Source organism: Geomicrobium sp. JCM 19037, from assembly GCF_000698105.1.
Lineage (GTDB): Bacteria > Bacillota > Bacilli > Bacillales > Marinococcaceae > Geomicrobium_A.
On sequence record NZ_BAWZ01000012.1, the window covers coordinates 1 to 26,051 of the forward strand.

General features: G+C 43.5%; 28 protein-coding genes and 6 pseudogenes. 26 read left to right on the forward strand and 8 right to left on the reverse strand.

Going from position 1 to position 26,051, the window contains the following annotated elements; all coding sequences use genetic code 11:
- Positions 1-27 precede the first annotated feature (27 nt).
- The 4 genes and pseudogenes from JCM19037_RS29975 to JCM19037_RS08580 all read left to right on the forward strand — a co-directional run.
- Positions 28-132, forward strand: a pseudogene (locus JCM19037_RS29975) (MerR family DNA-binding transcriptional regulator); the annotation flags it as partial.
- Positions 133-717: a TipAS antibiotic-recognition domain-containing protein gene (locus tag JCM19037_RS22525; RefSeq protein ID WP_152549003.1), complete on the forward strand. Its 585-nt coding sequence runs from the start codon at positions 133-135 to the stop codon at positions 715-717. It abuts the pseudogene before it with no gap.
- Positions 718-1,302: 585 nt separating this feature from the next.
- Entirely contained in the window at positions 1,303-2,727 is a 1,425-nt protein-coding gene (locus JCM19037_RS08575; protein WP_042399984.1) for an aldehyde dehydrogenase family protein, read from the forward strand.
- 158 nt (positions 2,728-2,885) lie between these two features.
- Positions 2,886-3,290, forward strand: coding sequence for a hypothetical protein (locus JCM19037_RS08580; protein ID WP_152549004.1), 405 nt, complete (start codon positions 2,886-2,888; stop codon positions 3,288-3,290).
- 37 nt (positions 3,291-3,327) lie between these two features.
- Here the strand turns inward: JCM19037_RS08580 and JCM19037_RS29260 are convergent, their stop codons facing one another.
- Positions 3,328-3,861, reverse strand: a complete 534-nt coding sequence (locus JCM19037_RS29260; RefSeq protein ID WP_307189759.1) for a glycine betaine ABC transporter substrate-binding protein — start codon at positions 3,859-3,861, stop codon at positions 3,328-3,330.
- Complete coding sequence (locus JCM19037_RS29265; RefSeq protein ID WP_307189760.1) at positions 3,837-4,208, reverse strand: glycine betaine ABC transporter substrate-binding protein; 372 nt, start codon at positions 4,206-4,208, stop codon at positions 3,837-3,839. Before JCM19037_RS29265 ends, JCM19037_RS29260 begins: the two co-directional genes overlap by 25 nt.
- Positions 4,209-4,400: 192 nt before the next feature.
- On the opposite strand from JCM19037_RS29265, the gene JCM19037_RS08590 reads away from it, so the two are divergent.
- The 6 genes and pseudogenes from JCM19037_RS08590 (at position 4,401) to dmpG (ending at position 11,078) form a co-directional block, all read left to right on the forward strand.
- A complete protein-coding gene (locus JCM19037_RS08590; RefSeq protein WP_042399986.1) occupies positions 4,401-4,970 on the forward strand; it encodes a GbsR/MarR family transcriptional regulator in 570 nt (189 codons plus the stop codon).
- Between the two features lie 132 nt (positions 4,971-5,102).
- On the forward strand, positions 5,103-6,563 hold the full coding sequence (betB, locus tag JCM19037_RS08595) for a betaine-aldehyde dehydrogenase (protein WP_373900639.1): 1,461 nt from the start codon (positions 5,103-5,105) through the stop codon (positions 6,561-6,563).
- Positions 6,564-6,594: 31 nt separating this feature from the next.
- Positions 6,595-7,802: pseudogene (locus tag JCM19037_RS08600) on the forward strand (iron-containing alcohol dehydrogenase).
- A 720-nt stretch (positions 7,803-8,522) separates the two neighbouring features.
- On the forward strand, positions 8,523-9,185 hold the full coding sequence (locus JCM19037_RS08610; RefSeq protein WP_042399993.1) for a GntR family transcriptional regulator: 663 nt from the start codon (positions 8,523-8,525) through the stop codon (positions 9,183-9,185).
- Positions 9,172-10,060 (forward strand): annotated as a pseudogene (locus JCM19037_RS08615) (acetaldehyde dehydrogenase (acetylating)). Before JCM19037_RS08610 ends, JCM19037_RS08615 begins: the two are co-directional and overlap by 14 nt.
- Positions 10,061-10,064: 4 nt before the next feature.
- Positions 10,065-11,078, forward strand: a pseudogene (gene dmpG / locus JCM19037_RS08620) (4-hydroxy-2-oxovalerate aldolase).
- Between the two features lie 59 nt (positions 11,079-11,137).
- Here dmpG and JCM19037_RS08625 read toward each other — a convergent pair.
- Complete coding sequence (locus tag JCM19037_RS08625; RefSeq protein WP_042399996.1) at positions 11,138-12,019, reverse strand: LysR family transcriptional regulator; 882 nt, start codon at positions 12,017-12,019, stop codon at positions 11,138-11,140.
- Between the two features lie 263 nt (positions 12,020-12,282).
- Between JCM19037_RS08625 and JCM19037_RS08630 the strand changes: the two genes are divergently transcribed.
- The 15 genes from JCM19037_RS08630 to JCM19037_RS08690 all read left to right on the forward strand — a co-directional run bounded on the left by JCM19037_RS08630 (position 12,283) and on the right by JCM19037_RS08690 (position 21,190).
- Positions 12,283-13,059 (forward strand): SDR family NAD(P)-dependent oxidoreductase, encoded by a 777-nt coding sequence (locus tag JCM19037_RS08630; protein WP_042399999.1) that lies wholly within the window; start codon positions 12,283-12,285, stop codon positions 13,057-13,059.
- Positions 13,060-13,084: 25 nt separating this feature from the next.
- On the forward strand, positions 13,085-13,489 hold the full coding sequence (locus tag JCM19037_RS27060) for an aromatic ring-hydroxylating dioxygenase subunit alpha (RefSeq protein ID WP_238544623.1): 405 nt from the start codon (positions 13,085-13,087) through the stop codon (positions 13,487-13,489).
- Positions 13,486-14,361, forward strand: coding sequence for an RHO alpha subunit C-terminal catalytic domain-containing protein (locus JCM19037_RS08635; RefSeq protein WP_238544624.1), 876 nt, complete (start codon positions 13,486-13,488; stop codon positions 14,359-14,361). Before JCM19037_RS27060 ends, JCM19037_RS08635 begins: the two co-directional genes overlap by 4 nt.
- The gene (locus tag JCM19037_RS29270; protein ID WP_052363713.1) at positions 14,358-14,579 is read left to right on the forward strand and encodes an aromatic-ring-hydroxylating dioxygenase subunit beta; all 222 of its coding nucleotides are present in this window, start codon (positions 14,358-14,360) and stop codon (positions 14,577-14,579) included. The genes JCM19037_RS08635 and JCM19037_RS29270 overlap by 4 nt, the downstream gene beginning before the upstream one ends.
- Positions 14,531-14,848, forward strand: a complete 318-nt coding sequence (locus JCM19037_RS29275; RefSeq protein WP_307189761.1) for an aromatic-ring-hydroxylating dioxygenase subunit beta — start codon at positions 14,531-14,533, stop codon at positions 14,846-14,848. The genes JCM19037_RS29270 and JCM19037_RS29275 overlap by 49 nt, the downstream gene beginning before the upstream one ends.
- A 131-nt stretch (positions 14,849-14,979) precedes the next feature.
- Positions 14,980-15,933 (forward strand): NAD(P)/FAD-dependent oxidoreductase, encoded by a 954-nt coding sequence (locus JCM19037_RS08645; RefSeq protein WP_042400135.1) that lies wholly within the window; start codon positions 14,980-14,982, stop codon positions 15,931-15,933.
- A gap of 19 nt (positions 15,934-15,952) precedes the next feature.
- Entirely contained in the window at positions 15,953-16,963 is a 1,011-nt protein-coding gene (locus JCM19037_RS08650; RefSeq protein WP_052363715.1) for a VOC family protein, read from the forward strand.
- Position 16,964: 1 nt separating this feature from the next.
- Positions 16,965-18,038 carry an amidohydrolase family protein gene (locus tag JCM19037_RS08655; RefSeq protein WP_081829163.1) on the forward strand — a complete coding sequence of 358 codons (1,074 nt, stop codon included), beginning with the start codon at positions 16,965-16,967 and terminating at the stop codon, positions 18,036-18,038.
- Positions 17,995-18,228 (forward strand): 4Fe-4S dicluster domain-containing protein, encoded by a 234-nt coding sequence (locus JCM19037_RS08660; RefSeq protein WP_042400000.1) that lies wholly within the window; start codon positions 17,995-17,997, stop codon positions 18,226-18,228. Before JCM19037_RS08655 ends, JCM19037_RS08660 begins: the two co-directional genes overlap by 44 nt.
- 132 nt (positions 18,229-18,360) lie before the next feature.
- Positions 18,361-18,834: a sigma-70 family RNA polymerase sigma factor gene (locus JCM19037_RS08665; RefSeq protein ID WP_052363716.1), complete on the forward strand. Its 474-nt coding sequence runs from the start codon at positions 18,361-18,363 to the stop codon at positions 18,832-18,834.
- Between the two features lie 24 nt (positions 18,835-18,858).
- The gene (locus JCM19037_RS08670) at positions 18,859-19,140 is read left to right on the forward strand and encodes a YxlC family protein (RefSeq protein WP_042400003.1); all 282 of its coding nucleotides are present in this window, start codon (positions 18,859-18,861) and stop codon (positions 19,138-19,140) included.
- Entirely contained in the window at positions 19,130-19,546 is a 417-nt protein-coding gene (locus tag JCM19037_RS29280) for a PLD nuclease N-terminal domain-containing protein (protein WP_307189762.1), read from the forward strand. Before JCM19037_RS08670 ends, JCM19037_RS29280 begins: the two co-directional genes overlap by 11 nt.
- A complete protein-coding gene (locus JCM19037_RS08680) occupies positions 19,543-20,436 on the forward strand; it encodes an ABC transporter ATP-binding protein (protein WP_042400007.1) in 894 nt (297 codons plus the stop codon). Before JCM19037_RS29280 ends, JCM19037_RS08680 begins: the two co-directional genes overlap by 4 nt.
- Positions 20,433-20,717 (forward strand): hypothetical protein, encoded by a 285-nt coding sequence (locus tag JCM19037_RS25680; protein WP_042400009.1) that lies wholly within the window; start codon positions 20,433-20,435, stop codon positions 20,715-20,717. Before JCM19037_RS08680 ends, JCM19037_RS25680 begins: the two co-directional genes overlap by 4 nt.
- Complete coding sequence (locus JCM19037_RS08690) at positions 20,714-21,190, forward strand: ABC transporter permease subunit (RefSeq protein ID WP_042400011.1); 477 nt, start codon at positions 20,714-20,716, stop codon at positions 21,188-21,190. Before JCM19037_RS25680 ends, JCM19037_RS08690 begins: the two co-directional genes overlap by 4 nt.
- A gap of 40 nt (positions 21,191-21,230) precedes the next feature.
- Here JCM19037_RS08690 and JCM19037_RS27065 read toward each other — a convergent pair whose 3' ends face one another.
- The 4 genes and pseudogenes from JCM19037_RS27065 to JCM19037_RS08700 all read right to left on the reverse strand — a co-directional run bounded on the left by JCM19037_RS27065 (position 21,231) and on the right by JCM19037_RS08700 (position 24,219).
- Positions 21,231-21,401 (reverse strand): hypothetical protein, encoded by a 171-nt coding sequence (locus JCM19037_RS27065; RefSeq protein ID WP_238544625.1) that lies wholly within the window; start codon positions 21,399-21,401, stop codon positions 21,231-21,233.
- Positions 21,401-22,339, reverse strand: a complete 939-nt coding sequence (locus tag JCM19037_RS08695) for a sodium:solute symporter (RefSeq protein ID WP_255357875.1) — start codon at positions 22,337-22,339, stop codon at positions 21,401-21,403. Before JCM19037_RS08695 ends, JCM19037_RS27065 begins: the two co-directional genes overlap by 1 nt.
- Positions 22,308-22,742, reverse strand: a complete 435-nt coding sequence (locus tag JCM19037_RS28375; RefSeq protein WP_255357876.1) for a hypothetical protein — start codon at positions 22,740-22,742, stop codon at positions 22,308-22,310. The genes JCM19037_RS08695 and JCM19037_RS28375 overlap by 32 nt, the downstream gene beginning before the upstream one ends.
- A 275-nt stretch (positions 22,743-23,017) precedes the next feature.
- Positions 23,018-24,219 (reverse strand): annotated as a pseudogene (locus tag JCM19037_RS08700) (CaiB/BaiF CoA transferase family protein).
- Between the two features lie 162 nt (positions 24,220-24,381).
- Between JCM19037_RS08700 and JCM19037_RS08705 the strand changes: the two are divergent.
- The gene (locus tag JCM19037_RS08705) at positions 24,382-25,026 is read left to right on the forward strand and encodes a GntR family transcriptional regulator (RefSeq protein WP_152549006.1); all 645 of its coding nucleotides are present in this window, start codon (positions 24,382-24,384) and stop codon (positions 25,024-25,026) included.
- Positions 25,027-25,096: 70 nt separating this feature from the next.
- On the opposite strand, the pseudogene JCM19037_RS08710 reads toward JCM19037_RS08705, so the two are convergent.
- Positions 25,097-26,037: pseudogene (locus JCM19037_RS08710) on the reverse strand (aldo/keto reductase family protein).
- Positions 26,038-26,051: the final 14 nt, after the last annotated feature.

The following is a 26,051-nucleotide window of genomic DNA, read 5'->3' on the forward strand; positions in this document are numbered from 1 at the left end:
AGATAGCGAAATTGCTGAGATGACGGATTGTCTATTAGGACATTAAGGTATTATGACCAAATCAAATTATTGAGTCCTTCTGAATACACACATTCAGGACACCGTAGATACTCACGTGAAGATTTACAAAGATTGTTAGAAGTTCTATCTTTTAAGAAAATGGGGCTTTCTTTAGAAGATATCAGCTCATTAAAAGAGCAAGGAAACGCTTCATCGATTGTAGAGATCTTAAGTAACCAAATAGAAAGGATGAAATTGGATATAAAGATTCAGCAAAATCTTTTAGAGCAGTTACAAAGCGTGCAGAAAGAATTAGCGAATTCCAAAGAAGAACGTATTTCGATACACAGTCTAACAACATTATTCGAACTCATGAAAGTGAATCAAGCAAAGTATTTTAATCAAAGACAAATTGACAGCATGAGACAACATTATCAAGAATTAGATGAAGCCGCTATTCAAAAGGGAGAAAAGGAATTTAAGCTTGTTTTAGATGAATTACGAAACAGGAAAGAGCGTGGGTTAACAAGCTCGAATGCTGAAGTTCAAAGCTTAGCTCGGAGGTGGCAAGCCATTATTGATTCCATTTCTTCAAATGATCATGAATTACGGATGAGTGCAGAACGCTATTATGCAGAAAATCCTGAGATTGCGATGAGCGTTGGCATTGAACCATCTCTCTATAAATACATTCAGGATGCTTTAAACGATAATTAGTTTTCCTCTGCTGTACTCAACGAACGGGTACCACTTAACCTTTCCTTCGCAAAGCGTGTGACTCAAACTTGAAAGAAGAAAGTAGGTTTTGGAAGGAGAGAGTCGTTCATTTTCTTTAAAAGCACACGATCTGCTTCCATAAATACTAGTTTGGAATGAGATGTCCATCGATTGGAAGCAAAACGAGGACAAAACGGGCATAATAGGTGATTCTGTTTCCAATCCATGCTCTTTGGAAGTAAACAACGTTTTTAGCTACCTTAAGCGTCGAGGGAGATCTGCAACCGGTTCTTCCTTCTTTGAAAGACGATGGAAATCAAGCACCAACCGCGCAATTTAGGGGATCTAAAGTTCAACATTTATAGAGTTCTTAAATATCAACCACCAACCGATTGAAACTCAAATTCATTAGAAAACCTCAAATTTCTTTGAGAAGATTCCTTGTTCCGTCCCTCTCGTAATGATCCCTCTAGAAAACACTACCGTGCGTTCGATGTATCCAACTCTAACCAATTGTTTATGGGATGTTTAATTCTATGTTGAGCGGGAACACCTCTTGTACAACCAAAGGAGAGTGGAACGATCATGTTTAAACACGAGAATAAACTATTTATAAACGGTGAATGGATTGATTCAACGAACGATGAAACGATCGATGTTATAAATCCAGCAACAGAAGAAGTGATTGGGACTGTATCAGCGAGTACGAAAGAAGACTTGGATAAAGCGGTGCAAGCTGCACGGGATGCACTGCCCGCTTTTTCAAAATCAATAAAGAAAGAACGTATTGATCTCTTAAATCGCATTGCCGATGAGTATGAGAAACGTAAAGATGAGTTTATTGATGTTATGACAATGGAGCTGGGTGCACCAAAAACGATCTCTGAAAATGTTCATTATGAAATGGGTCTTGCTCACTTTCGTACGGTAGCGAAAGCACTCGAAGACTTCTCGTTTGAAGAAGAGCGTGGCGACCATACGATTGTGAAAGAATCGGTCGGTGTGAGTGGTTTAATTACACCGTGGAACTTTCCGACGAATCAAACGTCAACAAAAATTGCTGGCGCGTTTGCGGCAGGAAGTCCAGTTGTGTTAAAGCCGTCTGAAGAAACACCGTATGCGGCAATTATGCTAGCAGAGATTATTGACCGAGCAGGTGCACCGAAAGGCGCATTTAACCTTGTAAATGGTACTGGAGCGACGATTGGGGATGCGATTAGCTCTCATCCTGATATCGATTTTGTATCGTTTACCGGATCAGGTCCTGTCGGTACACGTGTCATGCAAAACGCTTCAGAAACGATTAAGAACGTTGCCCTTGAGCTCGGTGGCAAATCACCTCTTCTCGTCCTAAAAGACGCTGACGTTCAAAAAGCAGCGCAGTCTGCTGCTGAACACATGATGCTAAATAGCGGACAAGTTTGTTCAGCCGCAACAAGAGTGCTCGTTCCAAAAGAAATGAAAGCCGATTTTGAGCGTGAGCTTGTCACGTCATTAGAAGGCTTCCCAATGGGCGATCCACAAAATACGAGCAATTTTACTGGGCCGTTAATTTCCAAGAAGCAGTACGACACCGTACAATCTTATATTAAAAAAGGTCAAGAAGAAGGTGCTCGGATTGTTCAAGGTGGCGAAGGCAAACCAGACGGACTTGAGACAGGGTATTTCGTAAAACCAACAATTTTCTCTGATGTAACGAACGATATGGTCGTTGCTCGTGAAGAAATATTCGGTCCCGTCACAACCATTATTACGTATGACGGCATTGAAGAAGGCTTACAAATTGCCAACGACACCCCGTACGGCTTGGCAGGTTACGTCGCTGGTGAAGATGAGAAGTCGCTAAAATATGCAGCAAGTCATATTCGTGCCGGTCAAATTACCGTAAATGATGCAAAAACGGACCACTTGGCCCCGTTTGGTGGTTTTAAGCAATCCGGAATCGGTCGTGAGTGGGGCGATTTTGGCATTGAGGAATATCTTGAAGAAAAAGCGATCATGGGAGTATAAAAAACGCCGGAGGTGAACCCTTCGGCGTTTTTAAACACGGAGGGAAGAGGCATGGATATCTATCATGTTTACTAGCCACATGAAAATAATGATGGAATCCATCGCGCATTAAGAGAAGGAATGACCTCTCAAACGATTTCCAAGTGGAATTCAAGAGGGTGTGGAGCCTCTTCCCACACATTATAAAGAAGGTTCAACGAGAAAGTACCGATGATTGGATGGATTTTAGTCAATCTTTCGCAATACATTTATCAGCAGAATCCTTTAAAAACTATTTGCGTTTTCCGTATTCTTCAGATCGGATTATTGCATTCAACATTGAACGAACCGTTGACTTATTTGCATATATAGAAGAAGAGGGCATGGGCAGTGAATACACGCCAGGAATGTTTACAGATCACCTCCCTTCTAAACAAAGGCTTATGGAACAATATTGGAACAGTCGAATGACGCTAACAGATTATCTAGTGCACAAGCCTTATAAGGAAGCGGAGTATATCTGTTTTGATTACATCCCTCCTTATTTAATAGAAGGTTATATGAATCAAAAAAAGTGGCTTTGAGAATGTTGTTCATTCCCATAGCCACTTCTCGATCTACTTATTCTTCAACATCTAACCATTCATCAACCGTTTCACGGTTATCATCAATCCATTGCTCGGCAGCTTCGACTTCATCAATTTCTTCTTCAGAGATCTTGAGCATTACTTCGTTCATATCCTCAGTCGTCCAGTAGAAGTTATCTAGGATTTGGAATGCAACAGGATCGTCCTCTTCAAGACCTTCACGGACGATTGTGCGAATCTCACCGTCTTCTTGGTAGATGCCTTTTGGATCTTCAAGAAACTTTAAGTCATGGGTATTAAATTTCCAGTGTGGTTGCCAACCTGTTACAACAATGGGTTCTTCATTTTCGATATGTGTCGACAATTCTTGAGTCATAGCAGCATCAAAGCTGGATTGTAGTTGAACGTCATCAATTTCGTATTCCTCTAGAACCGTTTCAGTCGTCGAGTTCACACCAGCACCAGCGTCGATGCCAGTAATGTGAGAAACGACAGAACCATCGAGTTCTTCAATGCTATCAATATCCATATACGTTGGCACAGCTAGACCCGTTTGTGCACCTTCCAAGTTTGGCCCGAGATCGACGACTGATCACCGAACTGCTCATAATCATGCTGCATATCATCAGGTAGCCAACCAGCAATATGTGCATCGGCTTCCCCTTCTGCAACACTTGCCCACATGACGCCTTGCTCAACGGTCGTTATGGTTACATCATAGCCCGCTTCTTCTAATACAAGCTTCATGACATTGTTAGACGCAATTTCAGAATCCCAAGTAACGTAGACGAGCTCGAGTTCTTTGTCTTCTTCTGCCGTCGCGCTTGTGTCTTCGCCATTGTTTGTACCGTTATCACCGCAAGCAGCTAATGCTAATGCGGATACACTTAAGAGTGGAAGTTGCCACTTCTTCATGATTCGAATCTCCCCTTCGGTTAATTCTGTTTGTTTAAAACAAATTAAACATTATGTACAGACTATCATAGATCACCAATCTGTCAACGTTTAAACTACTATACCATAAAAACAAACTTGCAAATGAAGGTAAGGATCGATATACTTAATTTTGCGTTCGTTCGAAACGTTTTAAATAAAAGGGGTGCTACTATGTCAGAACCAACAGCAGCTCACGAAGAACTAGAAGAGGCACACGCACAAATTAAAAATGGCATCGCAGATACAATGGATATTTACGGCGTAAACCGATCCGTTGGTCAACTGTACGCAACACTCTATCTAAGTGATGAGCCAATGACATTAGATCAATTACGAGATGAGCTTGGTATGAGCAAGGGCAGCATGAGTCTTGGAGTACGTAAACTTCTAGATGAGAAGATTATTCATAGAGTTTACCGTAAAGGTGAAAGAAAAGACTTGTATCAAGCTGAACAAGACTTTTTTCAATTTTTTATTTCATTTTTTACTCGCCGCTGGGAACGAGAAAAGAATGTAAACTTACATGCAATTAAACAAGCACAGCCGAGATACAAGAAAATTATGGAAGACACAGCCGCCCCAGACAGTGTAAGAGAAGAAGCCACGTATCAGTACAATAAGATTAATGAATCGCTTCAATATTATCGTTTTCTCGATATCTTAGTTGAAGAGTTTGAAGAGGGCGACCTTGCACAGCGGCTATTGGAAAAGCATGAAGCGAAAAAGAAAGAAGGAAGCTGATCATCATGATTGGTTTCCTCCTTTCTTTTTTTGTTTTTTCTTTGACAGGATAAAAACGGCATGTTAAGTTATAAACATAGAACTTTAATATATATTAAACAAATTGAAGGAGTGAGTTCCTTGAACGTAAACATGTACATTAATGGAGAGTGGACCGATGCGGTTCACGGATCTAAACGAGACATTATAAATCCCTACAATCAGGAAGTTATTGCAACGGCTTCAGAGGGAACACGCGAAGATACTGAACGAGCGATTAAAGCAGCAAGAGTCGCTTTTGATTCTGGAGAGTGGAGCAACACACCAGCAGGAGAGCGTGGGAAAACTGTGAATGAGATTGGAAGGCTCATTCGAGAAGACAAAGAAGAACTGGCTCGTCTAGAAACTTTGGACACAGGCAAGACGATTGAAGAAAGTCGCGGAGACATGGACGACATTGCCGATGTATTTGAGTACTTCGGTGGATTAGCAGATAAAGATGGCGGAGAAGTCATCCCAAGTCCAATCCCAGACTCAACGAGTAAAGTCGTTCGAGAGCCAATCGGCGTATGTGGCCAAATTACACCGTGGAATTACCCATTGTTACAAGCCGCGTGGAAATTAGCACCCGCACTTGCTGCAGGAAACACACTTGTCATGAAGCCAAGTGAAATTACACCGCTCACAACAGTACGTGTGTTTGAACTTTTTGAACGAGCAGGTCTACCAAAAGGAGTAGCCAACCTCGTTCTTGGGGCGGGAGCAGAAGTCGGAGCGCCTTTATCAGAGAGCTTGGACGTGGATCTTGTTTCATTTACAGGCGGTATTGAGACAGGGAAAACGATCATGCGTTCAGCGAGTGATAATGTAAAGAAAATCGCACTTGAACTAGGTGGTAAAAACCCGAACATCGTGTTTGCGGATGCGGACTTTGAAACAGCCGTTGACCAAGCGTTAAATGCAGCCTTTTTCCACGGAGGTCAAGTATGTTCGGCAGGTTCACGGTTACTCGTAGAAGAGTCGATTCACGATACGTTCGTTGATGAAATCATTAAACGAGCAAGCCGTATCAAGCTTGGAAATGGATTTGATGACACGACTGAATCGGGTCCCCTTATTTCAGCAGAGCACCGCGAGAAAGTTGAAGGATATATTGACGTTGGTGTGAACGAAGGGGCAACACTTGCTGTCGGTGGTAAACGACCTGAAGGCAAAGAGTTTGAGAATGGGTTCTTTTTTGAGCCAACGATCTTTACAAACTGTACGGCTGACATGCGCATCGTACAAGAAGAGATTTTTGGTCCGGTCATTACTGTGGAGACGTTCACAACAAAAGAAGAAGCCATTGAACGAGCCAATGATACGATTTATGGCCTTGCTGGTGCTGTATTCTCAAATGACATCGCCAAAGCAGAAGAAGTAGCTGAACAACTCCGCATGGGAACGGTATGGATTAATGATTTCCACCCATACTTTGCACAAGCGCCATGGGGCGGGTACAAGCAATCTGGATTTGGTCGTGAGCTAGGCAAGATTGGACTCGAAGAATATACAGAAGTGAAGCATATTTTCCGCAACCAAAAACCAGCACCAGTAAAATGGTTTAATTCCTAATATATATCTACGATGAAGGAGAGATTTAGACATGAGTATGCACATGAAAGTTGAATCAATGCTTGGCTATCATACATTTGAGGTACCGACAGCAATTAAGCACGGAATTGGTGCCATTCAATATTTAGGAGAAGAAGTAAAAAATCTCGGCGCGTCAAAAGTCATGCTCGTCACGGATCCGGGAATTTATAATGCAGGCGTGACAAAACCTGTTGAAGAAAGCTTAAAGGCAGCTGGAGTTGATGTCGCCGTATTCAATCGCGTAGAACCAAACCCTCCAACGCGTTTAATCGGTGAAGGTTCAACATTCTACAAAGAAAACGGTTGTGATGGACTCGTTGCTGTAGGCGGTGGATCTTCTATGGACACAGCAAAAGCTGTTGGGGTAGAAGTTTCTCATGAAGGTACGGTATTGGATTATGAGGCTGCAGAAGCAAGAAGCCACTTGAAAACCGCATTCCACCACTGGCAACCATCCCAACAACAGCGGGCACAGGTTCAGAAGTGACACAGTGGGCAGTCATTACTGATGAAAAGCGTGAATACAAGTTTAATACAGGCGGGCCATTGATCGCTGCACACTTGACGATCATTGACCCGAAACTCCATGTTTCTATGCCACCACACGTGACCGCTATGACAGGCATTGATGCCATTGCTCACGCAGTGGAGTGCTACACGATGAAATATGCACAACCAGTAACAGATGCTGTTGCACTTCTAGCGATCGAGTATGCTGCAACATACATTCGCCGTGCTTTTGCTGACGGTGAAGATCTTGAAGCTCGTTACGGGATGTCTCAATCAGCGATGCTTGCCGGTCTTTCTTACGGTAGTGAATCTGCAGGAGCTGCGCATGCAATGAGTCAATCACTTGGTGGAATTGTGCCGGTAGCACACGGACAATGTGTGGCAGCGATGATGGGACCTGTTATGGAGTTTAACTGGAAAGGTGCGCCAGGTCGCTTTGCAAGAATCGCACAAGCTTTCGGCATTAATACTGCTGATATGACGACTGAGGAAGCTGCAAAAGCAGCGGTTGACTATATGTACAACCTCGTTGAAGAATTGGAAGTTCCGACGCTTGAAGAACAGGGCGTTGACCCAACACAAGTCGAGCGCTGGTCAAAAGCTGCAATGGATGATCCGCAAACGATTGGAAATCCAAGAGACCTTACCGTTTCTGATTACGAGTGGATTTATAAGCGTTGCTTCAATCAAGTTGAGAAAACGATTTAATGAAAGAAGCCGGCCGTCTCACTGGGAGACGGTTGGTTTTTTTATGGATGAAAGCTAAATGGAATGAACTTAATATTTTCCTTATTTGCGCTATCGGTTTTTGCTTACTAGTACAAGCGGATGATTGTACTCCAGAGCACAAGTGCAACATCGGCGGTCAAAAATCGCCCGCCGTGTTTTCTATGCACTCCAGAGCACAAGGGCAACACGGCTTACTTTTCTGCCTACTGGCTAAGGTGTATAGAAGGAAGTCCAAATGCATCAAAAATCCATTTACGTGACACTTGTGAGAGGAAAAATCATCACTTTAAAAGTGAATCCGCACATAAACGGAGTCAACGGTCACAAATCGCGATATATGTGACAGTTGAGGCCGAAAGAGGCCGGTTTGACGGCTGAATTGTCACATAAGTGACAGGTCATAATATTCCTTACGCCAAGTGATGAATATCGATCACATCTTGTTACCCTTCGGCAATCCTTCTTCGTGTTGGCGGTAAACCTTGTAGTGACGAACAACGATCGACACCGAAATTGTCGAAGTGAAACGAGGTGAAAATTAATAGCAATAGGGAGGCGTTTCCCCGTAAAGGCCGATCTCGAACATAGGGTTCAGTGAATATCTTTAGTCCAACTTATATAGAGAAGTATTGACAATTTCAATACCCACCCGTAATATAGTAAACAGTTAACATTTCAGAATATTTAAAGAGGTACACGATGCGAATCGAAAAACAGACAATAAGTGAACAAGTAGTCGCAACCATTCGAAAACAAATCTTCTTGCAAGCATACGAGCAAGGTGATGCACTCGTTGAGGCAGAGTTATCCAAGCAATTAGGAGTGAGTAGAGGACCGATACGCGAGGCATTTGCAAAGCTTGAGAGTGAGAATCTTGTTACAAAAAGGTCAAATGGTCGGACTATCGTCAACGGCTTTACTGAGGAAGACATACGGAAATTATACGACAGCCGAATTTTACTAGAGACCCATGCGCTTTCTCAAGCGAATAAAAACGAGGTTGTAGAGATCGTTCCGCGACTGCGGCAATGCATATACGATATGGAAGTCACAACGAACGAAGTAGAAGCGGATGTTCGTTTCCACATGCTCATCATGAAGCTTAGTGGCAACAAAACGCTGCTTCAATTATGGAAGTCTTTAGAAGGGATTTTTGCAACCCTCGTCGACATTACTAGTGATGTATCAGCGCCCAATCATGAGCGGGTTGTCGAGAGGCATCGGGTGATTGTTGATGCGATTCATGAGTATGACTTAGCGTGTGCGAAACAATTGCTAAACGAGCATTTGCTTGAAGCAATGGATTATTGCACTGAAGGAATTGAACAGATAAAGGAGACGTATAACAATGGCAAAAGTTAAATGTGCAATTATTGGCTCTGGAAACATCGGTACAGATTTAATGTACAAGTTGCTCCGAAGTGAAACGTTGGAGCCGACAGCGATGATCGGCATTGATCGGGACTCAAAAGGTTGGCACTAGCGAAAGAGCACGGACTCAAACCGATTTATACGAGTATCGAAGGTTTTCAAGAAGAACCTGAACTCGCAGACATCGTGTTTGAAGCCACATCGGCGAAAGCACATCAAAGCAACGCGCCGATTCTAAAAGCAATGGGGAAGCGGGCGATTGACCTTACCCCAGCTGCAATTGGCCCTTTCTTTGTACCGGCTGTTCAAGAGGATGCAAACTCCGTCGTTGAGCTAGACAACGTGAATATGGTGACGTGTGGCGGGCAAGCAACGATCCCAATGATAAAAGCGGTTTCAGATGTTGTTGGTGTGGACTACGCTGAAATTGTCGCCTCTATCTCAAGTAAAAGTGCTGGCATCGGAACGAGACAGAATATTGATGAGTTTACAGTCACAACAGCACGTGCGATCGAACAAGTGGCGAACGTGAAAGAAGGAAAAGCGATTATCATTTTAAATCCTGCCGATCCTCCAGTTTTAATGAGAAATACAATTCATATGCAACTTTCTGAAGATGCCGATACTCACACTGAAAACATTCTTGCTTCATTAGAGGAGACGTTGAAGAAAGTTCAAGCGTACGTACCTGGGTACCGCTTTAAAGCCGACCCGGTAATTCAAGGGAAAATCGTAACCGTTTCTGTTGAAGTTGAAGGAAATGGTGACTTCCTCCCGACGTATTCAGGAACTTGGATATCATCACTTCGGCAGCGGTCAAAACAGGGGAACTCATGGCAGATCATATGATGGTAAAGGAGTACTAGATCAATGAAAAAAATAATCATTAATGATGTGACGCTGAGAGATGGGATGCATGCCTCTCTCATCAATACTCCAAACAACAAATTGCTCAACTGACTGAACTTTTAGATGAGACGGGTGTGGATATTATTGAAGCCACGCACGGAGATGGACTCGGTGGCAGTTCGATTCAATACGGATTTTCTAAAGAAGATGAAAAAACGATCATCACAACGGCCGTTCAACATGCGAAACAAGCGAAAATTGCTGTATTGCTCTTACCGGGGGTTGGGACGATTGAACATTTAAAGCGTGCTCACTCTTACGGAGCATCGGTCGTTCGCGTTGCAACGCATTGTACAGAAGCAGACGTCTCTGAACAACATATACGTGCCGCCAAAGAGTTGGGTATGGACACGGTCGGCTTTTTAATGATGGCGCATCGAACATCAGCAGAAAATGCTAGAAGAAGCAAAGAAAATGCAAGATTATGGTGCAGACACGATTTATGTCACCGATTCAGCTGGAGCGTTAACGATGAATGAAGTGCGTGAACGCATCCGTTTATTTAAAGAGAACCTGAGCGTAAAAATTGGGTTTCATGGGCATAATAACCTTTCTCTCGGGGTTGCCAATTCCATTGCTGCCATTGAAGAGGGCGCTGACCGAATTGACACGAGTTTGGCAGGCATGGGTGCTGGTGCAGGCAATACCGCAACCGAACAACTTGTCGCCGTCATGAATAAGATGGGGATTGATCACAACGTTGATTTGTATAAATCAATGGATGCTGCAGAAGATGTGATGAAGCCGATGATGAAGCGACCCGTACAAATCGATCCGCTTAGTTTAACGCTTGGGTATACGGGTGTTTACTCAAGCTTCCTACTCTTTGCTGAAAGAGCAGGAAAAGAGTACGATGTAGACCCTCGAGACATCTTAACGAGATTAAGTGAGATGGGTGCAGTGGGTGGCCAAGAAGATTGGATTATTGGGGTTGCGCAAGAGCTAGCGAAAGAAAAAGCGAAGGCAACAGTATAGTATAATCGGGGCAGGTTCTACTCGGTCATCTTTTGACCTTTTAAGACCCCGCCCCATTTTTATGTCCCTGAATATTTGTGATTAATAATCGTATAGATAATCTTTTTTGCTAAGTCACGAATATGAGGCGTTTTTCGATATTGTACATACACAGAATTTGGAATCGAGGAAATCTCATCCACTTTTCGAGTGCAAATGCCATCTGAATACGTTTCATCGATCCCTAACTCCGGTATAATTCCAATACCAATATGGTGAGCGACAGCTTTTAAAAGCATTTCATTATTGTCAACATCGATACGTGTAAGTCCACGAGCCCCGATTAATACTTGATCAATTAAACGCCATAACTCTGTATTCCTCCGAAAGCTAATCATTGTCTCTCCATGTAAATCTTCCAATGTAATCGTCGGTTTATTGCATAGCGGATGATCGGTTGGTAAGACGACGACCAGTTCATTTGAGAAAAGATATTCGGAATCTATATCAGAATTTTTAGACAAAACATTGCGTGCAAAGATCATGTCAATCTCTCCAGCCAATACCCTTTCGTTTAGATTCACAGAGTCATAACCTTCAATGATCTGGATGTTAATGTTGCCGAGTGACTTAATCGTCTTTAATAGCTCAACAATAAAGGAGTAGGAGTAGCCTGGTGAGAAACCAACGCGAATGGCAGGGTCTTTCGTAATGTTAGTAATTTCTTTTGATTGATTAATATAGATGAGAATATTTTTTGCATAATCCTTAAACATATCGCCTTCTCTCGTAAGAAATATTTCATGCCCTACTCGATTAAATAATGTACATTTTAGTATCTCTTCTAAAGATTTCATTCGTGACGTTACCGTTGGTTGCGTCACGTTTAGGGATTCAGCTGCTTTGGAATAGCTTTTATGCTTGGCAATAGCTAAAAAAGTTTGCAATTGATATTCATTCATGACAGATCCCCCCCTCACAAACTTGTAAGCGTATTCAAAAAATGTGTTGTTACTCGTTCCGATTCCCTTATTATATCGAACAAAGGAGAGAAATCCTAGATTGTTGTTCTTCTATAAGCAACAACGCACAGGTTTGTACGCCGTATATCATTTTTCTATACAAAAGACTGAAAACTAAGAAATAATCAATTGGTGTTCTTTTCGTATGAAATTTATGATGAAACTACACAGGGATATTTAGTGGGAAAGGATGGATAGGTTACATGGAAGATCGCTTGCTTAGTGAAACGTTAACGGAAAAGGTAGCGATCGTTACTGGTTCTGCACGGGGAATTGGTTACGAAATTGCTAAGAAATTACTTCATTCAGGTGCAAAGGTTGTCATTGCAGGAACAGATGAAGAACGAACGAAAAGCGCTTACAAACAATTGAAAGCGCTAACAGAACAAGAAGTCATATACTTCACTGGAGATTTATCAAATGAACGGAACGTCGATGACTTGGTGCAATACACATTAAATACGTGGGGGAAGATTGACATTCTCATTAATAATGCCGGGGGAGGAGTCATCTTACCGTTCCTCGAGCAAACGCCTGAAACATTAAGGACGACCATAGATCGAAACTTATGGACCGCGGTCTGGTGTTGTTACAAAGTACTTCCTTATATGGTGGAAAACAATTATGGTCGCATCGTGAACGTCGGTGCGGATTCTGTAAGAAATGGGTTATGGGACCACGCAGCGTACAATGCCGCTAAAGGTGGAATGCACGCGATGACGACAGGACTTGCACGAGAGTTTGCCAAGTATGACATTACCGTAAACACCATTGCACCACCGGCGGTTGATTGTGAAGCACTTGATCGCATTCGCGAGCGAGACGACGCATTGGTAGATAAATATATTGATATTATCCCGAAAGGCAGAGCGGCGAGGATGGAAGAAGTCGCTGATGCTGTCTGGTACGTTTCTACTGAAGGGGCATCTTTTATCACCGGACAAGTGATCAGTGTGAACGGTGGCAGCAACATGCTGTAGATCGAATCTAGAGGAGGAATAAATCATGAGAGAGATTGTTCGAGATAACATTGATAAAAATGAGTTCCTTGTTCACCGGAGTGTGTTTACTGATAAGGAGATTCTGGCACACGAGCGCAAAGAGATCTTTAGCAAGTGTTGGCTGTTTATCGGCCATGAAACCGAAGTTGCTAACAAGGGAGATTACAAGCGTAAGAAAGTTGGCGGCAGAAATTTGCTTTTCGTAAGAAGTCAAGACGAAGAGTTACGCGTTTTGTACAATACATGTCCACACCGTGGTGCACTCGTTTGTCGTGAGGATGAAGGGAATTCTCGGGTGTTTCGGTGTTTCTACCATGCGTGGAGCTTCACCAATGACGGTAAGTTAGCAGGAATGCCAGGCAAAGATGGTTTCCAGATGATTTTAATGATGAGGGCACGAAAGATATGAAAGCCGTGAATCGCGTTGAGAGTTATCGAGGGTTTGTGTTCGTGAACTTTGATGATGATGCATGTACGTTAGATGAATACTTGGCGGGTGCGAAAGAGTATATTGACCTTGCTGTTGACCAAGCCGAACAAGGACTTGAGGCGCTCGGTGGTGTTCAACAATATAGTGTTCGTGCAAATTGGAAATTACTCGCTGAGAACAGTGTGGATTTGTATCATGGAATGCCAACGCATAAAACGTATTTTGATATTAAACAAGCGCAAGACCCTGAGATTAAAAAAGTAAAACTAGAAGGGCAAGGAAAGGACCTTGGCAACGGACACGCCGTTATGGAATATGTTGCACCTTGGGGACGGCCAGTTGCGCAATGGACGGCGATTTGGAGTGAAGAGCTGAAACATGACATGGAGAAGATGAAAGAGCGATTGGTTGAGCGGTTTGGGGAAGAGCGGGCAGACCGCATCGCGAATTACAACCGAAACATCATTATCTTTCCGAATTTAGTCATTAACGACATCATGGCCATTACTGCCCGCACATTTTATCCAACGTCTCCTGGTTACATTGAAGTTTCAGGCTATTCAATGGCTCCTGTCGGAGAAGACGAAGCGCACCGCTTAGCCCGCAACAATAACTTCTTAGAATTTTTAGGGCCAGGGGGATTTGCCACACCAGATGATAATGAAGCATTAGAATTATGCCAAGAAGCGTATACAAACAATTACGAAGTGCAGTGGAACGATATTTCAAAAGGAATGGTGCGTGGTGAAGAGAACACGCTCGCAACTGATGAATTGCAGATGAGAAGTTTTTGGCGTCAATATAAGAAGGTCATTCAATCGTCGCTTGAGAAGGAGGCTGTATACAGATGACGGTTACGAGTGTAACACGACAAGGTATCATCGACTTCTTATTTCAAGAAGCACGGCTATTGGATGAGTGGAATTTGTTGGCATGGGCTGATTTGTTTACCGAGGATGCGACGTATCTCATCCCGCCCATTGGTGAACCAGACGCAAGCCACTCTCGTCGCTATTTTATGTGCATGACAGCAGATCGCGACTCCAAGAACGTGCAGAACGGTTATTGAAAAAAGAAGCTCATGTCGAATACCCCCATTCGACGACGATCCGAAACTATCACAACATACTCATCGACGATGAAAGCGATCCTTCGATCATTAAAGTTGCTTGTAATTTTACAACTCACCGTACGAAGAGAGAAATGTTGGATACGTTTATCGGCCGGGCGTATTTTGATCTAGTACAAACGAAGGAAGGCATCCGAATTCAAAACAAAAAAGTCATTCTTTACCTGGATAGTTTACGCCCCCACGGGAAGATTAGTTTGATCTTGTAGAGAATTCTCTAACACGATGTAGTGGGGCGAGAGCCCCGCTCTCGGCTACTCGACGTGCCGAAGAAAGGAAGTGAACGACGGTGCATGAAGAAGTTTTTGACATCACGATTGTAGGCGGAGGACCGGTCGGAATGTTTACAGCATTTTATGCGGGCATGCGCCAAGCGAGTGTGAAGGTGATTGAAAGCTTGCCTGAACTCGGTGGGCAACTGGCAGCATTGTATCCAGAAAAATACGTGTATGATGTCGCTGGATTCCCGAAAGTACGTGCGGGCGAGCTCGTTCAAGGTTTGAAGGAACAAATGGATCACTTTGATCATCATGTTTGCTTAGGAGAAGAAGTGTTGGAAGTGACAAAAGAAGAGGGTCTATTCGTCATTAAGACGAACCAACAAACGCACTACTCCAAGACGATCATCATTACTGCTGGAAATGGAGCATTTAAGCCAAGAACGATGAAACTCGACAACGAAGATCTATTCAAAGGCAAAAACCTTCATTATGAAATTAAGCAACTGAATGATTTTAAAAATAAAGATGTCGTTGTTTTTGGTGGTGGAGATTCTGCGGTCGATTGGGCACTCATGCTTGAAGGTGTCGCTTCAAATGTCACCCTTGTTCATCGGAGAGACGAATTTCGTGCGCATGATTACACGGTTGAGCAATTAAAGGCGTCATCTGTAAATATACAAACTCCTTTTCGCCCTGTACAACTCATCGGCAAAGAACAAATCGAAGCGGTAATCGTACAGCAAGTAAAAGGAGATATGGAACGAACGATTGAGGCAGATGATTATATCGTCAATTATGGCTTTATTTCGAACTTGGGACCGATTAATGACTGGGGTCTAGAAATTGAGAAGAATTCCATCGTCGTTAACGAACTCGGGGAAACGAGCATTCCAGGAATTTATGCCGTTGGTGATGTGGCGATGTATCGAGGGAAAGTGAAGTTGATGGCCACAGGTTTTGGTGAAGCACCGATTGCTGTCTGTCATGCGAAAATCTTTATTGATCCAAGCCGGTCATTGCACGCTCCTCATAGTACAACCATTATGAGTAAGAAAGAAAAGCAATTAACTTAAAGGTAACGGAGGAATAGTTATGGCGAAAGTGTATGAAGACATTATTAATAAAGATACAGCAACAGAGCGGTTGGAAACGTATTTGCGTACAGTCGCTCACCTCGGTCATGTTGAAATTACCGTAAGTGATTATGAGAAATCGTTGGCGTTTTTCACAGATATTATGGGGTTGGAAGTGACGGAGACGGTAGGGAATCGAGCTTACCTTCGGGCGTGGCAAGATTATGATCATCACACCCTCGTTTTGCAAGAAGCACACACATCAGAAGTGAGGCGCGTCGGTTGGCGTGTAAGCTCAGAAGAATCCCTTTATCTATTTGAGCGAGTATTGAAAGATATGGGTGTACAGTTTACGTGGCATGCAGGTGGGTCGAAGAAAGCGCTCGGGGATGCCATTCATTTCAGATCTCCGGCTGGTGTTCCGATCGAATTGTATTGGGAGAAAGAGCGATTTACGACAAATGATACGAAGTTGCAGTCCAAACTGCCGAGTCACCCGAGTAAGTTCCGCGCGCACGGCGTTTCCCCTAGACGTTTTGATCACGTGAATGTGATGGTAAACGATGTACAAAAGGAACAACAGTGGTGGACAGAATTTCTTGGTGTTCATCATCGTTATTACATTGAGAATGATGAGAAAACACGACTTGGTTCGTGGTTGAGCCGTACGAATATTGCCCATGAAATTGCGTTCATGCGCAATGCGAATCAAGACGGTGCGAAGTTTCATCATCTTGCTTATTATTTAGATTCTCCTGATGAACTCATCCGTGCAGCGAACCTCATGGCAGAGAATGGAATTCCGATTGAGTGGGGGCCAGGAAAACACGGAACGAGCGGTGCCCAATTCATCTATGTGTTTGAACCGTCGGGCCATCGCGTTGAAATTTGGACTGGTGGTATGCTCATCTTTTCCCCAGATTGGGAGCCGATACAATGGACGTCACAAGTCGGTGAATTAGGTCTAGAAATGTGGGGAAGTAAACCACCAAAAACCTACTTTACGTACGGTGTAGGATTAGGAGAATAACATGCTTAATGTTGATTTTCACACGCATATCATTTCAGAAGAGTTTCTTGATTTACGAGAGAAATATGGAGATGACCGGTGGCCGACATTAGAGAAAACTTGCCAATGTGGTGCAAAAATTATGATCAAAGGCAAGAATTTCCGCGATCTTACAGATCAAGCGTGGGATCCGGATAAACGAATCGAAGACATGGACAGAGAAGGCATCGATGTGCAAGTATTATCCCCAATTCCTGTTACGTTCAGTTATTGGGCTGACCCTCAAAAAGGGTTAGAAATGGCAAAGTTCCAAAATGACTTTATTGCGAGCATCGTTGAACAGCACCCGCACCGGTTTGTCGGACTTGGGACGGTCCCTTTACAAGATTCGAAGCTTGCGATCAAAGAAATGGAGAGACTCACAACGGAGTTAGGTCTAAAAGGTGTAGAAATCGGCAGTAACGTAAACGGCCTAAACTTGGATGATTCTTCACTAGATTCATTTTTTGAAGCTGCAAATGATCAACATATCCCTTTATTTATCCACCCTTGGGAAACGCTTGGTAAGGAGCGGCTCATGCGTCATAAGCTCATGTATATGGTCGGCATGCCATCTGAAACCGCAGCTGCTGCTGGTAGCATGATCATGAGTGGCATGTTGGATCGTTACCCAAATCTAAAACTGTGCTTTGCTCATGGAGGAGGGGCCTTGCCGTATCTTCTTCCGCGGTTAGATCAAGGGTACGATGTTTGGCCTGAAATCCGTCAGTCAGAAAAAAGACCGAGCGAATATGTCCAATCTATCTATTTTGATACGTTAGTATACAACCCCGAAAATTTACAGCTTATGATTGACAGAATAGGTGCTGAGCAATTGATTGCCGGTTCAGATTATCCGTTTTTATTGCGCGAAGCACCTTCTGGGAAGGTTGTAGATGACGTCACTCATCTTACAGATGAACAAAGAGAAGGAATTCTCGGTCTAAACGCAATGAAATTTCTTGGGCTTGATCCGAACTTGTTTAACGGTAAAGAGATTGGAGGGAACGCGCGTGGCATACATCATTATGGACGGGTGCCAGCAAGAAAAAGCTAGCGAGTGCGTAGATATTTGTCCTGTAGATTGTATTGAAGAAGGCGACGAGCAATATTATATTGACCCGAATCTATGCATCGATTGTGGAGCTTGTGTCGCTGCATGTCCGGTAGAAGCCATTGTAGCTGAAGAGGATTTACCGAAAGGTCAAGAAGAACAGCGCGAGAAAGCCGAGCAGTTCTTTGTTTAACGACTGTATAAGGGAAGCAACAAGAGACGAGAAGTAGCGATTGTAAAGCTACTTCTCTTTTTTCTGTAAAAAAATGAACGAATTGACGATGCTAAGCGTATCACTTATGAACAGCAAGAAAGGAGGGGTGGGATGGATGAAATAACAAGAGCGAAAAAAGGCGATGAATTGGCGCTCACACAGTTGTTACTGGATCATTATGATTTCGTCTATCATTATCTTCTAAAGCTCACCCTTCATCCACAGATGGCTGAAGATCTTACGCAAGAATCGTTTATAAAGGCGATTGAGCGAATAAAGCAATTCAATCCAAAGAAAGCTGCGTTTTCAACGTGGCTCATCCAAATTGGAACGAACCTTTGGCGCGATGAGCTTCGAAAAGAGAAACGACGGAAGCGATATACAAACGATAGGCAATTGGAATGGGAAATGAGGGAGGAACCGACAGCCGATTGGCTAGCTGTCACATCAGCGCTTGAAAATATTAAACCGAAAGAGCGGATTCCACTCATTTTGAAACATTATTATGGATACGGATATGATGAGATTGCCAAAATCGTTGGAATCCTTCGGGCACAGCAAAGTCAAGAGTGCATACCGGGATGACTAGTCTGAGAAAGGAGCTAAATAATGGATGAGAATAAATTGAAAGAGCAACTGCATCAGTTGCACCGTGTGCAACCGAAACAAAAGCCTTCACCAATTGAAATGCACGCGCTCGTCCGTGAAACTCGTAAGAAGAAACGCTTCGAATTGGCTGTTTTTATCCTCATTGCGCTTTTCATTGCATCAGGTACGATCCTTTTGATGACCAAACAACCGTATGTATTCCTGGCAATACAAGCGATCATTATTTTCACTGTATTACTCGGACTCGTTGCGAGAAGGAAGGGGGCGTACGATGAGTCATGATCTATTAGAACTCCCGATTTGGCTACTTACGATCCTATTCATAGCACTTTTAACTCAAGGCACCTATCTATTTGTCAATGCAAGGCGTAACGGTCGAATGTACTGGTTTTGGGGGATTTGGGGGATGTTGAGCTTCCGATGCCGCTCATTGTCTACTTGTTGTACACAAACATTTGGATTCCATATCGACAAAGGAGAAAAAATTATGAATGACTTCATGTTACTCATTGCACCATTTATTATTATTGAACTCGTCTTAAAAGCAATTGCCTTGACCGATCTTTATCGCCAAGAGCATGTGTCATTGCCAAAATGGGGATGGCTTCTAATTATCTTGTTCGTGAATACAATCGGACCCATCTTGTACTTCTTATTTGGGAAACGAAGAACGGTTAGTGACCGATGATTGCTGTTAATGATGTACGTTATACCGTTGGAAACCAGACCCTCCTCAAAAATTTGAACTTTTCTCTTTCTGAAAACAAAATCACCGCTTTGCTCGGCGCGAATGGTGCAGGAAAAACGACGACGCTCCATGTGTTGGCCGGTCTTTTATCGCCAACCGCAGGTACCGTTCATGTCGAAGGATATGGTGGAAATCAGGATGTAAGGTCTGTGATTGGCTTTTTGCCTCAATACCCTAAATTTCCTGAGTGGCTGACCGTCATTGAAGTCGTTGGTTTCGCTGCCGAATTTGCTGGCGAGCCAAAGCATGCCGCCACCCAAAAAGCTGAAATTACGCTTCAAGAAGTTGGATTAGCCGATGCGATTCATAAAAAGGTGTCCCAACTTTCCGGGGGCATGAAGCAAAGGCTTGGAGTTGCTCAGGCAATCGTTCATCAACCTCGATTGCTAATGCTCGATGAACCGATGAGTGCTTTGGACCCTGAAGGTCGACGCGACATGCAACGATTGCTTGTGGAATTGAGCGAGTCAACGACAATTGTATATTCAACCCACATTCTTCATGATGCAGAACAGATTGCAAATGATGTTCTTATGATTCATAGGGGTGAAATCGCTTTGCATGATTCATTAGAGACCGTGCTTAAGAGCCATAGCAGTGGTGATTGGGTCATTGAAGCAAAATCACCGCTAGATCGATGGGAAGATTACATGCGTCTTTATCATCCCGATGTACAAATCGAAACGGTCGGGAAAAGAGCCGTTGTGCGAGAGCAAATGCAACAAAGAGTATTATTTCAAAGTTTGTTGGATGAAGAAGTCGTCATAGAAAAAATGTACGAAGCTCGTCCTACGTTAGACGAATTTTTTGATCGGGTGGTGAACCGATGATCGGAGTGTTGTTAAGAAAAGAATGGATAGAGACGACGAGAAGCTATCGGATCATTTGGTTGCCGCTGCTATTTGTACTTTTAGGTATCATGCAGCCGTTAACGAGTTATTATTTATCCGATTTATTAGAACAATTCGGAGGTTTACCAGATGGAGCAATGTTTGTTATTCCAACACCAACTGCGAGATGGTCTTTGCTGAAACACTCGGCCAATATTCACAAATTGGCACGTTCATTCTCGTGCTGGCATTTATGGGGACGCTTAGTCGGGAAAGAATGAATGGTGAATCGGTTTGGTTGCTCATTAAACCCGTAAGCTATACATCTTATCTACTCGCTAAATACATGACGGCTTTCACGGTAACGACGGTAAGTTTCCTTGCTGGAATCGCTGTTACTCTCGTTTACATTATTCAATTGTTTGGTACGCTTTCAATGAGTGCATTGCTGTTTTCAATATTCGCATATTGGTTATGGTTAATGTTCGTAGTTTCAGTTACTGTCACATTTAGTGCATTGATGAAAAGACAAATCGTAGCTGGGGGCCTTGCTTTAGGCATCATATTTCTTTTGCAAATCATTTCTTCATTATTCCACCAGCAAGTTTTGTGGTTACCCGCAACACTTGTTGACCTTGCGGTTCAGTTTGAACATGAGGGTAGTACCGTGCCGATCGCCTTAACGATTATCACGATGGGTATGCTCGTTTACGGGGCAGTGCAATATATGAAGAGAACAGATTGGTTAGTGTAAAGGCGTGTGGGGAAGTTCCCCACACGCAAGGAAAGACGCATCACATGTTCACACCGTTGTTTTCAAGAGACGTTTTATTTTTAATTTTTGTTCGATAGCTATCTGAAACAGGGATGAGGAGTGATCCAATGATACAGATGGCAAAGTTGGCGGCAAGCCCGACAATACCCCCATGAATGCCGTAAAGAGTGTTGTTCCCTGTTAATGTCATCAATCCTGCAATGGCCGCTCCGACGACATACCCCAGAACACCGGTGTCGATCGTAACCGCTTCCAATAGATGCCTAATAAAAAGCACGGTGCAACTTGAATGAGTAATTCAAATTTGAGTACGAAGATTTGGTATAACGTCCCTGGTGGATTCCAAGCAATCCATAAGAGTAAAAAAACGACAATGACGCCTACGAATTTCCCGACTTTTACTTTTCGTTCATCTGAAGCGTTCGGGTTAATGTACTTTCCGTAAATGTCATGAGAAACCATCGACGAGAAGCTAAGTAAAACCGAATCCGCTGTCGAGACGATCGCGCCAACAATTCCTCCAAAGAAGATGATCATCATCCAATAATAAAAGGCATTCATGGAGGCGATGTCATTTGCGAGTACGCCAATGACTTGTTCAGATTCACCTGTCTCCATCCCTGGATACAACACAATACAAATAATTCCGACAACAAGTACGAGGCCAGTCGTAATCGGTGGGATCCAAGCCATGCGTGCAAACGAACGTTTTAATGTTCGCTCACTTCTTGCTGAATAGATTCGTTGAACGGCATGGGGGTACACGGCAGCGCCGATACCAGCAAGTAAAATCATACTGATCCAGTTTATGTTCGTTTGCAAGTCTGGCACCCCAATCTTCTGAGGTTCTGTAGCAGCAATTGATTGAGAAATGTTACCTAAACTTCCTCCGGCTAATGTCATAGCCCCGATGAGGACAACGATAATGCCTACGAGCAAGATGATTCCTTGCAACACGTCGGTAAGCGCAACCGCGCGCATTCCACCTAGCCATTCGTAGATAAGCATCACAAGGATAAAACCAATAACCGCATACCCATATGGAATCGCGCCGCCTGTTAAACCGGAAACCGCATGACCGACGGCGACGAGTTGTTCAAGTAAGTAATTTCCTAAGCCCCAAAGCATGAGGAGGATGGCAACAATCGTAACTTTTTTTAGACTCGAAGCGATAGCTAATCCAATCCGTCGGTGTTACAAACTTCGCTCGTTTTGCAATGACGTACAATCTTGGCGCAAAGATTAAGTACACACCAATAATCGCAGTCATGAACGGGACGGATTGAATCCATGAAAATCCTTCTCGGTAAGCCGTCGGCGCGTAGCCAACGATGGTGTTGCCGCTGTATTGTGTTGCATAGAGCGTGAAGAATAACGTGATAAACCCAAGGTTCCGACCGGCTAAATAGTAGTCTCCAACACTTTTTCCGAGTTTCTTACCTCTTCCAGCAAGCCAACCGATGACAATCATTAATACAGCATAGGCACTTAGAATAATGAGTGCATCCGTACCGCCAAATTGCAATGTCATGATGATTGCCTCCTCTCACGTTCGGCTTCTTTCTCCTCTTCATCTTCAATGAGATTCCAATGCGCGATGCAAACCCAGCTTAAATAGGCACACAAGATGAGAGAAAGCAAGATACTAATGAGAGCCCAGAAAGGGATACCAAGAATATAAGGTTCAATCATGCCCTCAGGTAAATACCACGGGGCATTAAACGCAATGAGTAAAACAAATCCGACCCAAATCCATTTCTTTTGATAGGTTCTTTCATTGGAAATCCCTCCTCACTTAATGGGAAATCAGATTACGCCTTGCTTTTGTAGTTGTGCAAGCTTTTCCTTCGTTATGTGTAACAGTGATTCATAGATTTCTTCGTTCGCTTCTCCCGGTGTGACACTACCCGCATGTTGAATTTGGCCTGGTGTACGGCTAAGTTTCGGCACGATGCCTGGCATAGGGAAATCTCCGAGTACGGGATGTTTCGTAGTGACGATCATGTCACGTGCGGCATAATGAGGATCTTTCACAATATCTTCTGCACTGTAAATGAGACCCGAAGGCACACCGTGGTCTTCTAATATTTGCAGCGCATCCGATGCATCAAGATCTTTCGTCCAACGTTCGATTAAAGCATCCAACTCTTTTTGGTTACGTCCCCGTGCTACATGAGAAGCATAGTCTTTGTGATTGGCAAGTTCAGGTTGATTCATTGCTTTTGCGAGTCTTGTAAACACCGCATCGGCATTTGCGCCAATAACAATGTACGTGTCGTCTTTCGTACGATAAATGCTGGAAGGGGCAACACCGGGTAAGATATTCCCAGTACGTTCCCGCACATAATCAGCTAAGAGATAGTCAGGAATCATACTTTCCATAACGGAAAATACCGATTCATAAATAGCTGTATCAATGATCTGTCCTTGGCCAGATGTTTGACGCTCAACGAGCGCGGTTAAACAACCAATCGTTGAGAATAATGCTGCAAGGGTATCACCAATAGAGATGCCAACTCGAGCGGGAGGGCGGTCTTCAAACCCCGTTACATACCGAATGCCGCCCATAGCCTCGCCAATGCTACCGAACCCTGCGCGGTCTTTGTACGGGCCCGTTTGGCCGTAGCCCGTCGTTCTCATCATGATTATTCCAGGATTGATTTCTTTTAACGTGTCGTAACCTAATCCCCATTTTTCCATCGTCCCAGATCGAAAATTCTCAATAATCACATCGGATCTTTCGGCTAATTCCTTGAATACTTGTTGCCCTTCCTTTGTGCGAAGGTTTAACGTGATTGACTTCTTATTTCGAGATTGAACGGGCCACCATAATCCAACACCATCTTTTTCTTTTCCCCATTGCCTCATCGGATCAGGTTTATCCGGGGCTCTACCTTAATCACTTCCGCCCCAAAATCAGCAAGTAAGCGCCCGGCAAAAGGGCCAGCAAGTAACGTCCCGAGTTCAAGCACTTGAATTCCTTTAAGCGGCATTGATGTGTCGCTCATGATTATCACCCCTGATCGAATATTACAAAAAACAATAGCATCATTGTATACAATACGTCAATATATATTCTACAAATGACCATGAAAACGCTTTATTGTATACAAAATAATCACTTTGTGGTTTTTTGACATTTCTGTACAATGAACATAGAGGTGTTGAAGTTGAGTGTATATGAAAAAATGAGACAAGCATTAATTACAGGTAAGTATAAACCAGGGGATCGTTTGACAGAGGAGGCATTAACCGAGGAGTTTCAAGTGAGTCGGACGCCGATTCGTAGCGCTCTCAAACAGCTAGAGTTTGATGGCTTAATCACGCCCCTTCGTCGAGGATATGTCGCGCGTTCGTTTTCAAGAAAAGATATTCGCCAAATCTATGATGTGCGGTCTTTACTCGAAGGGTATGCTGCAAGTTTAAGTGCCATCCACCGCACGGACGAAGATCTTGACAACATGTATGCTGCGAATGCAGCATTCTATTCGACGATTACAGAGCAAGAGGATAATAAGATCGAACATATTCAAGCGATTTTACAGAAGAATCACCAGTTTCATCAGGCGGTCATCCGTGCAAGTCAAGATCCTCATACGGAGGACCTGATTAGAAAAGTGGTCGTGTTACCGCTTGTCTTTCATTCATTTTTTTGGTTTCAACAGCGTGAATTGGAACAATCGTTTCATCTTCATGAAGTGATTATCGCTGCGATTAAAGATCAAGACAGTGCGCGAGCAAGAAGTGCAATGCATGAACATATCTACCAAGGGAGAGATCGTGTTCTTGAACAACTCGAGCGGGAAAAGGGGTAGCAAACATTCAGCTTACATCAATGGCGATGTAGCTGAGCTGAAGGAAGAATAGAGGATGTTTTAATGCGGTCTATCCGAGCAATGCGTCAATTTTTTCTAAGGTGTTTTGTTCGAGCACAACCCCACTTGCACGGACATTTTCTTCAACTTGGTCAGGGCGACTGGCGCCAATGATCGCACTGGATACATTATCTTTGCGAAGAATCCAGGAGAGAGCAAGTTGTGAAAGAGTAAGATCGAGTTCACGAGCAATGGTCTGTAGTTCTTGGACGGTGTCTAATTGCTCATCGGCCATGAATCGTTGAATGGATGTAAAATTTTCTTCTGCCCGACTACCTTTTGGAATGTCGGAACCTCGCTTATATTTTCCACTTAGCACACCTTGAGCTAGAGGGGAGTAGACAACTTGGCCAAAACCGTGCTGTTTGCCAAGTGGGATGACTTCGTCTTCAATGGATCGATCCAACATGTTATAAAGCGGTTGATTAACGACGAATCGGTCTAGCAGCTTGCGATCAGCGATGTGTAGGCTTCACTCATCTGTGCGGGAGTCCACTGACTTACGCCGATGTACAAGACCTTTCCTTGGCGGACGAGGTCGTCGAGCGCACGAATTGATTCCTCGACAGGTGTTGAAGAGTCAAAGCGATGGCAATAATAAAGGTCAACATAATCATGGTCCAATCGCTTTAAGCTTGCTTCGCACTGCTCGATAATATGTTTTCGAGAAAGACCACGATCGTTTACTCCTTGTCCCATTTCTCCATATACTTTTGTAGCGAGTACATACGACGAACGATCATATGATTTCAAGGCATTACCGACCAGCTTCTCCGCTTCCCCTTTCATATACACATTGGCTGTATCAAAAAAGTTAATCCCTAGATCATAGGCAGTATGGATCGTCTGTTCAGCTGCGCGGTCGTCCACATAACCGGCATAGGTGAGCCAGCTTCCTAAACTAATTTCACTCACTCGAACTCCGGTTGAACCTAAATGACGATATTGCATCGTAATTCCTCCAT

Bases quoted from the DNA above. Each gene is read 5' to 3' on its own strand.
- JCM19037_RS08575 (WP_042399984.1), top strand. From the start codon at position 1,303: ATGTTTAAACACGAGAATAAACTATTTATAAACGGTGAATGGATTGAT.
- JCM19037_RS29265 (WP_307189760.1), bottom strand. From the start codon at position 4,208: ATGAAGAAGTGGCAACTTCCACTCTTAAGTGTATCCGCATTAGCATTA.
- JCM19037_RS08590 (WP_042399986.1), top strand. From the start codon at position 4,401: ATGTCAGAACCAACAGCAGCTCACGAAGAACTAGAAGAGGCACACGCA.
- betB (WP_373900639.1), top strand. From the start codon at position 5,103: ATGTACATTAATGGAGAGTGGACCGATGCGGTTCACGGATCTAAACGA.
- JCM19037_RS08610 (WP_042399993.1), top strand. From the start codon at position 8,523: ATGCGAATCGAAAAACAGACAATAAGTGAACAAGTAGTCGCAACCATT.
- JCM19037_RS08625 (WP_042399996.1), bottom strand. From the start codon at position 12,019: ATGAATGAATATCAATTGCAAACTTTTTTAGCTATTGCCAAGCATAAA.
- JCM19037_RS08630 (WP_042399999.1), top strand. From the start codon at position 12,283: ATGGAAGATCGCTTGCTTAGTGAAACGTTAACGGAAAAGGTAGCGATC.
- JCM19037_RS27060 (WP_238544623.1), top strand. From the start codon at position 13,085: ATGAGAGAGATTGTTCGAGATAACATTGATAAAAATGAGTTCCTTGTT.
- JCM19037_RS08635 (WP_238544624.1), top strand. From the start codon at position 13,486: ATGAAAGCCGTGAATCGCGTTGAGAGTTATCGAGGGTTTGTGTTCGTG.
- JCM19037_RS29270 (WP_052363713.1), top strand. From the start codon at position 14,358: ATGACGGTTACGAGTGTAACACGACAAGGTATCATCGACTTCTTATTT.
- JCM19037_RS08645 (WP_042400135.1), top strand. From the start codon at position 14,980: ATGTTTACAGCATTTTATGCGGGCATGCGCCAAGCGAGTGTGAAGGTG.
- JCM19037_RS08650 (WP_052363715.1), top strand. From the start codon at position 15,953: ATGGCGAAAGTGTATGAAGACATTATTAATAAAGATACAGCAACAGAG.
- JCM19037_RS08655 (WP_081829163.1), top strand. From the start codon at position 16,965: ATGCTTAATGTTGATTTTCACACGCATATCATTTCAGAAGAGTTTCTT.
- JCM19037_RS08665 (WP_052363716.1), top strand. From the start codon at position 18,361: ATGGATGAAATAACAAGAGCGAAAAAAGGCGATGAATTGGCGCTCACA.
- JCM19037_RS08670 (WP_042400003.1), top strand. From the start codon at position 18,859: ATGGATGAGAATAAATTGAAAGAGCAACTGCATCAGTTGCACCGTGTG.
- JCM19037_RS29280 (WP_307189762.1), top strand. From the start codon at position 19,130: ATGAGTCATGATCTATTAGAACTCCCGATTTGGCTACTTACGATCCTA.
- JCM19037_RS08680 (WP_042400007.1), top strand. From the start codon at position 19,543: ATGATTGCTGTTAATGATGTACGTTATACCGTTGGAAACCAGACCCTC.
- JCM19037_RS25680 (WP_042400009.1), top strand. From the start codon at position 20,433: ATGATCGGAGTGTTGTTAAGAAAAGAATGGATAGAGACGACGAGAAGC.
- JCM19037_RS08690 (WP_042400011.1), top strand. From the start codon at position 20,714: ATGAATGGTGAATCGGTTTGGTTGCTCATTAAACCCGTAAGCTATACA.
- JCM19037_RS27065 (WP_238544625.1), bottom strand. From the start codon at position 21,401: ATGACATTAACAGGGAACAACACTCTTTACGGCATTCATGGGGGTATT.
- JCM19037_RS08695 (WP_255357875.1), bottom strand. From the start codon at position 22,339: ATGCTTTGGGGCTTAGGAAATTACTTACTTGAACAACTCGTCGCCGTC.
- JCM19037_RS28375 (WP_255357876.1), bottom strand. From the start codon at position 22,742: ATGACATTGCAATTTGGCGGTACGGATGCACTCATTATTCTAAGTGCC.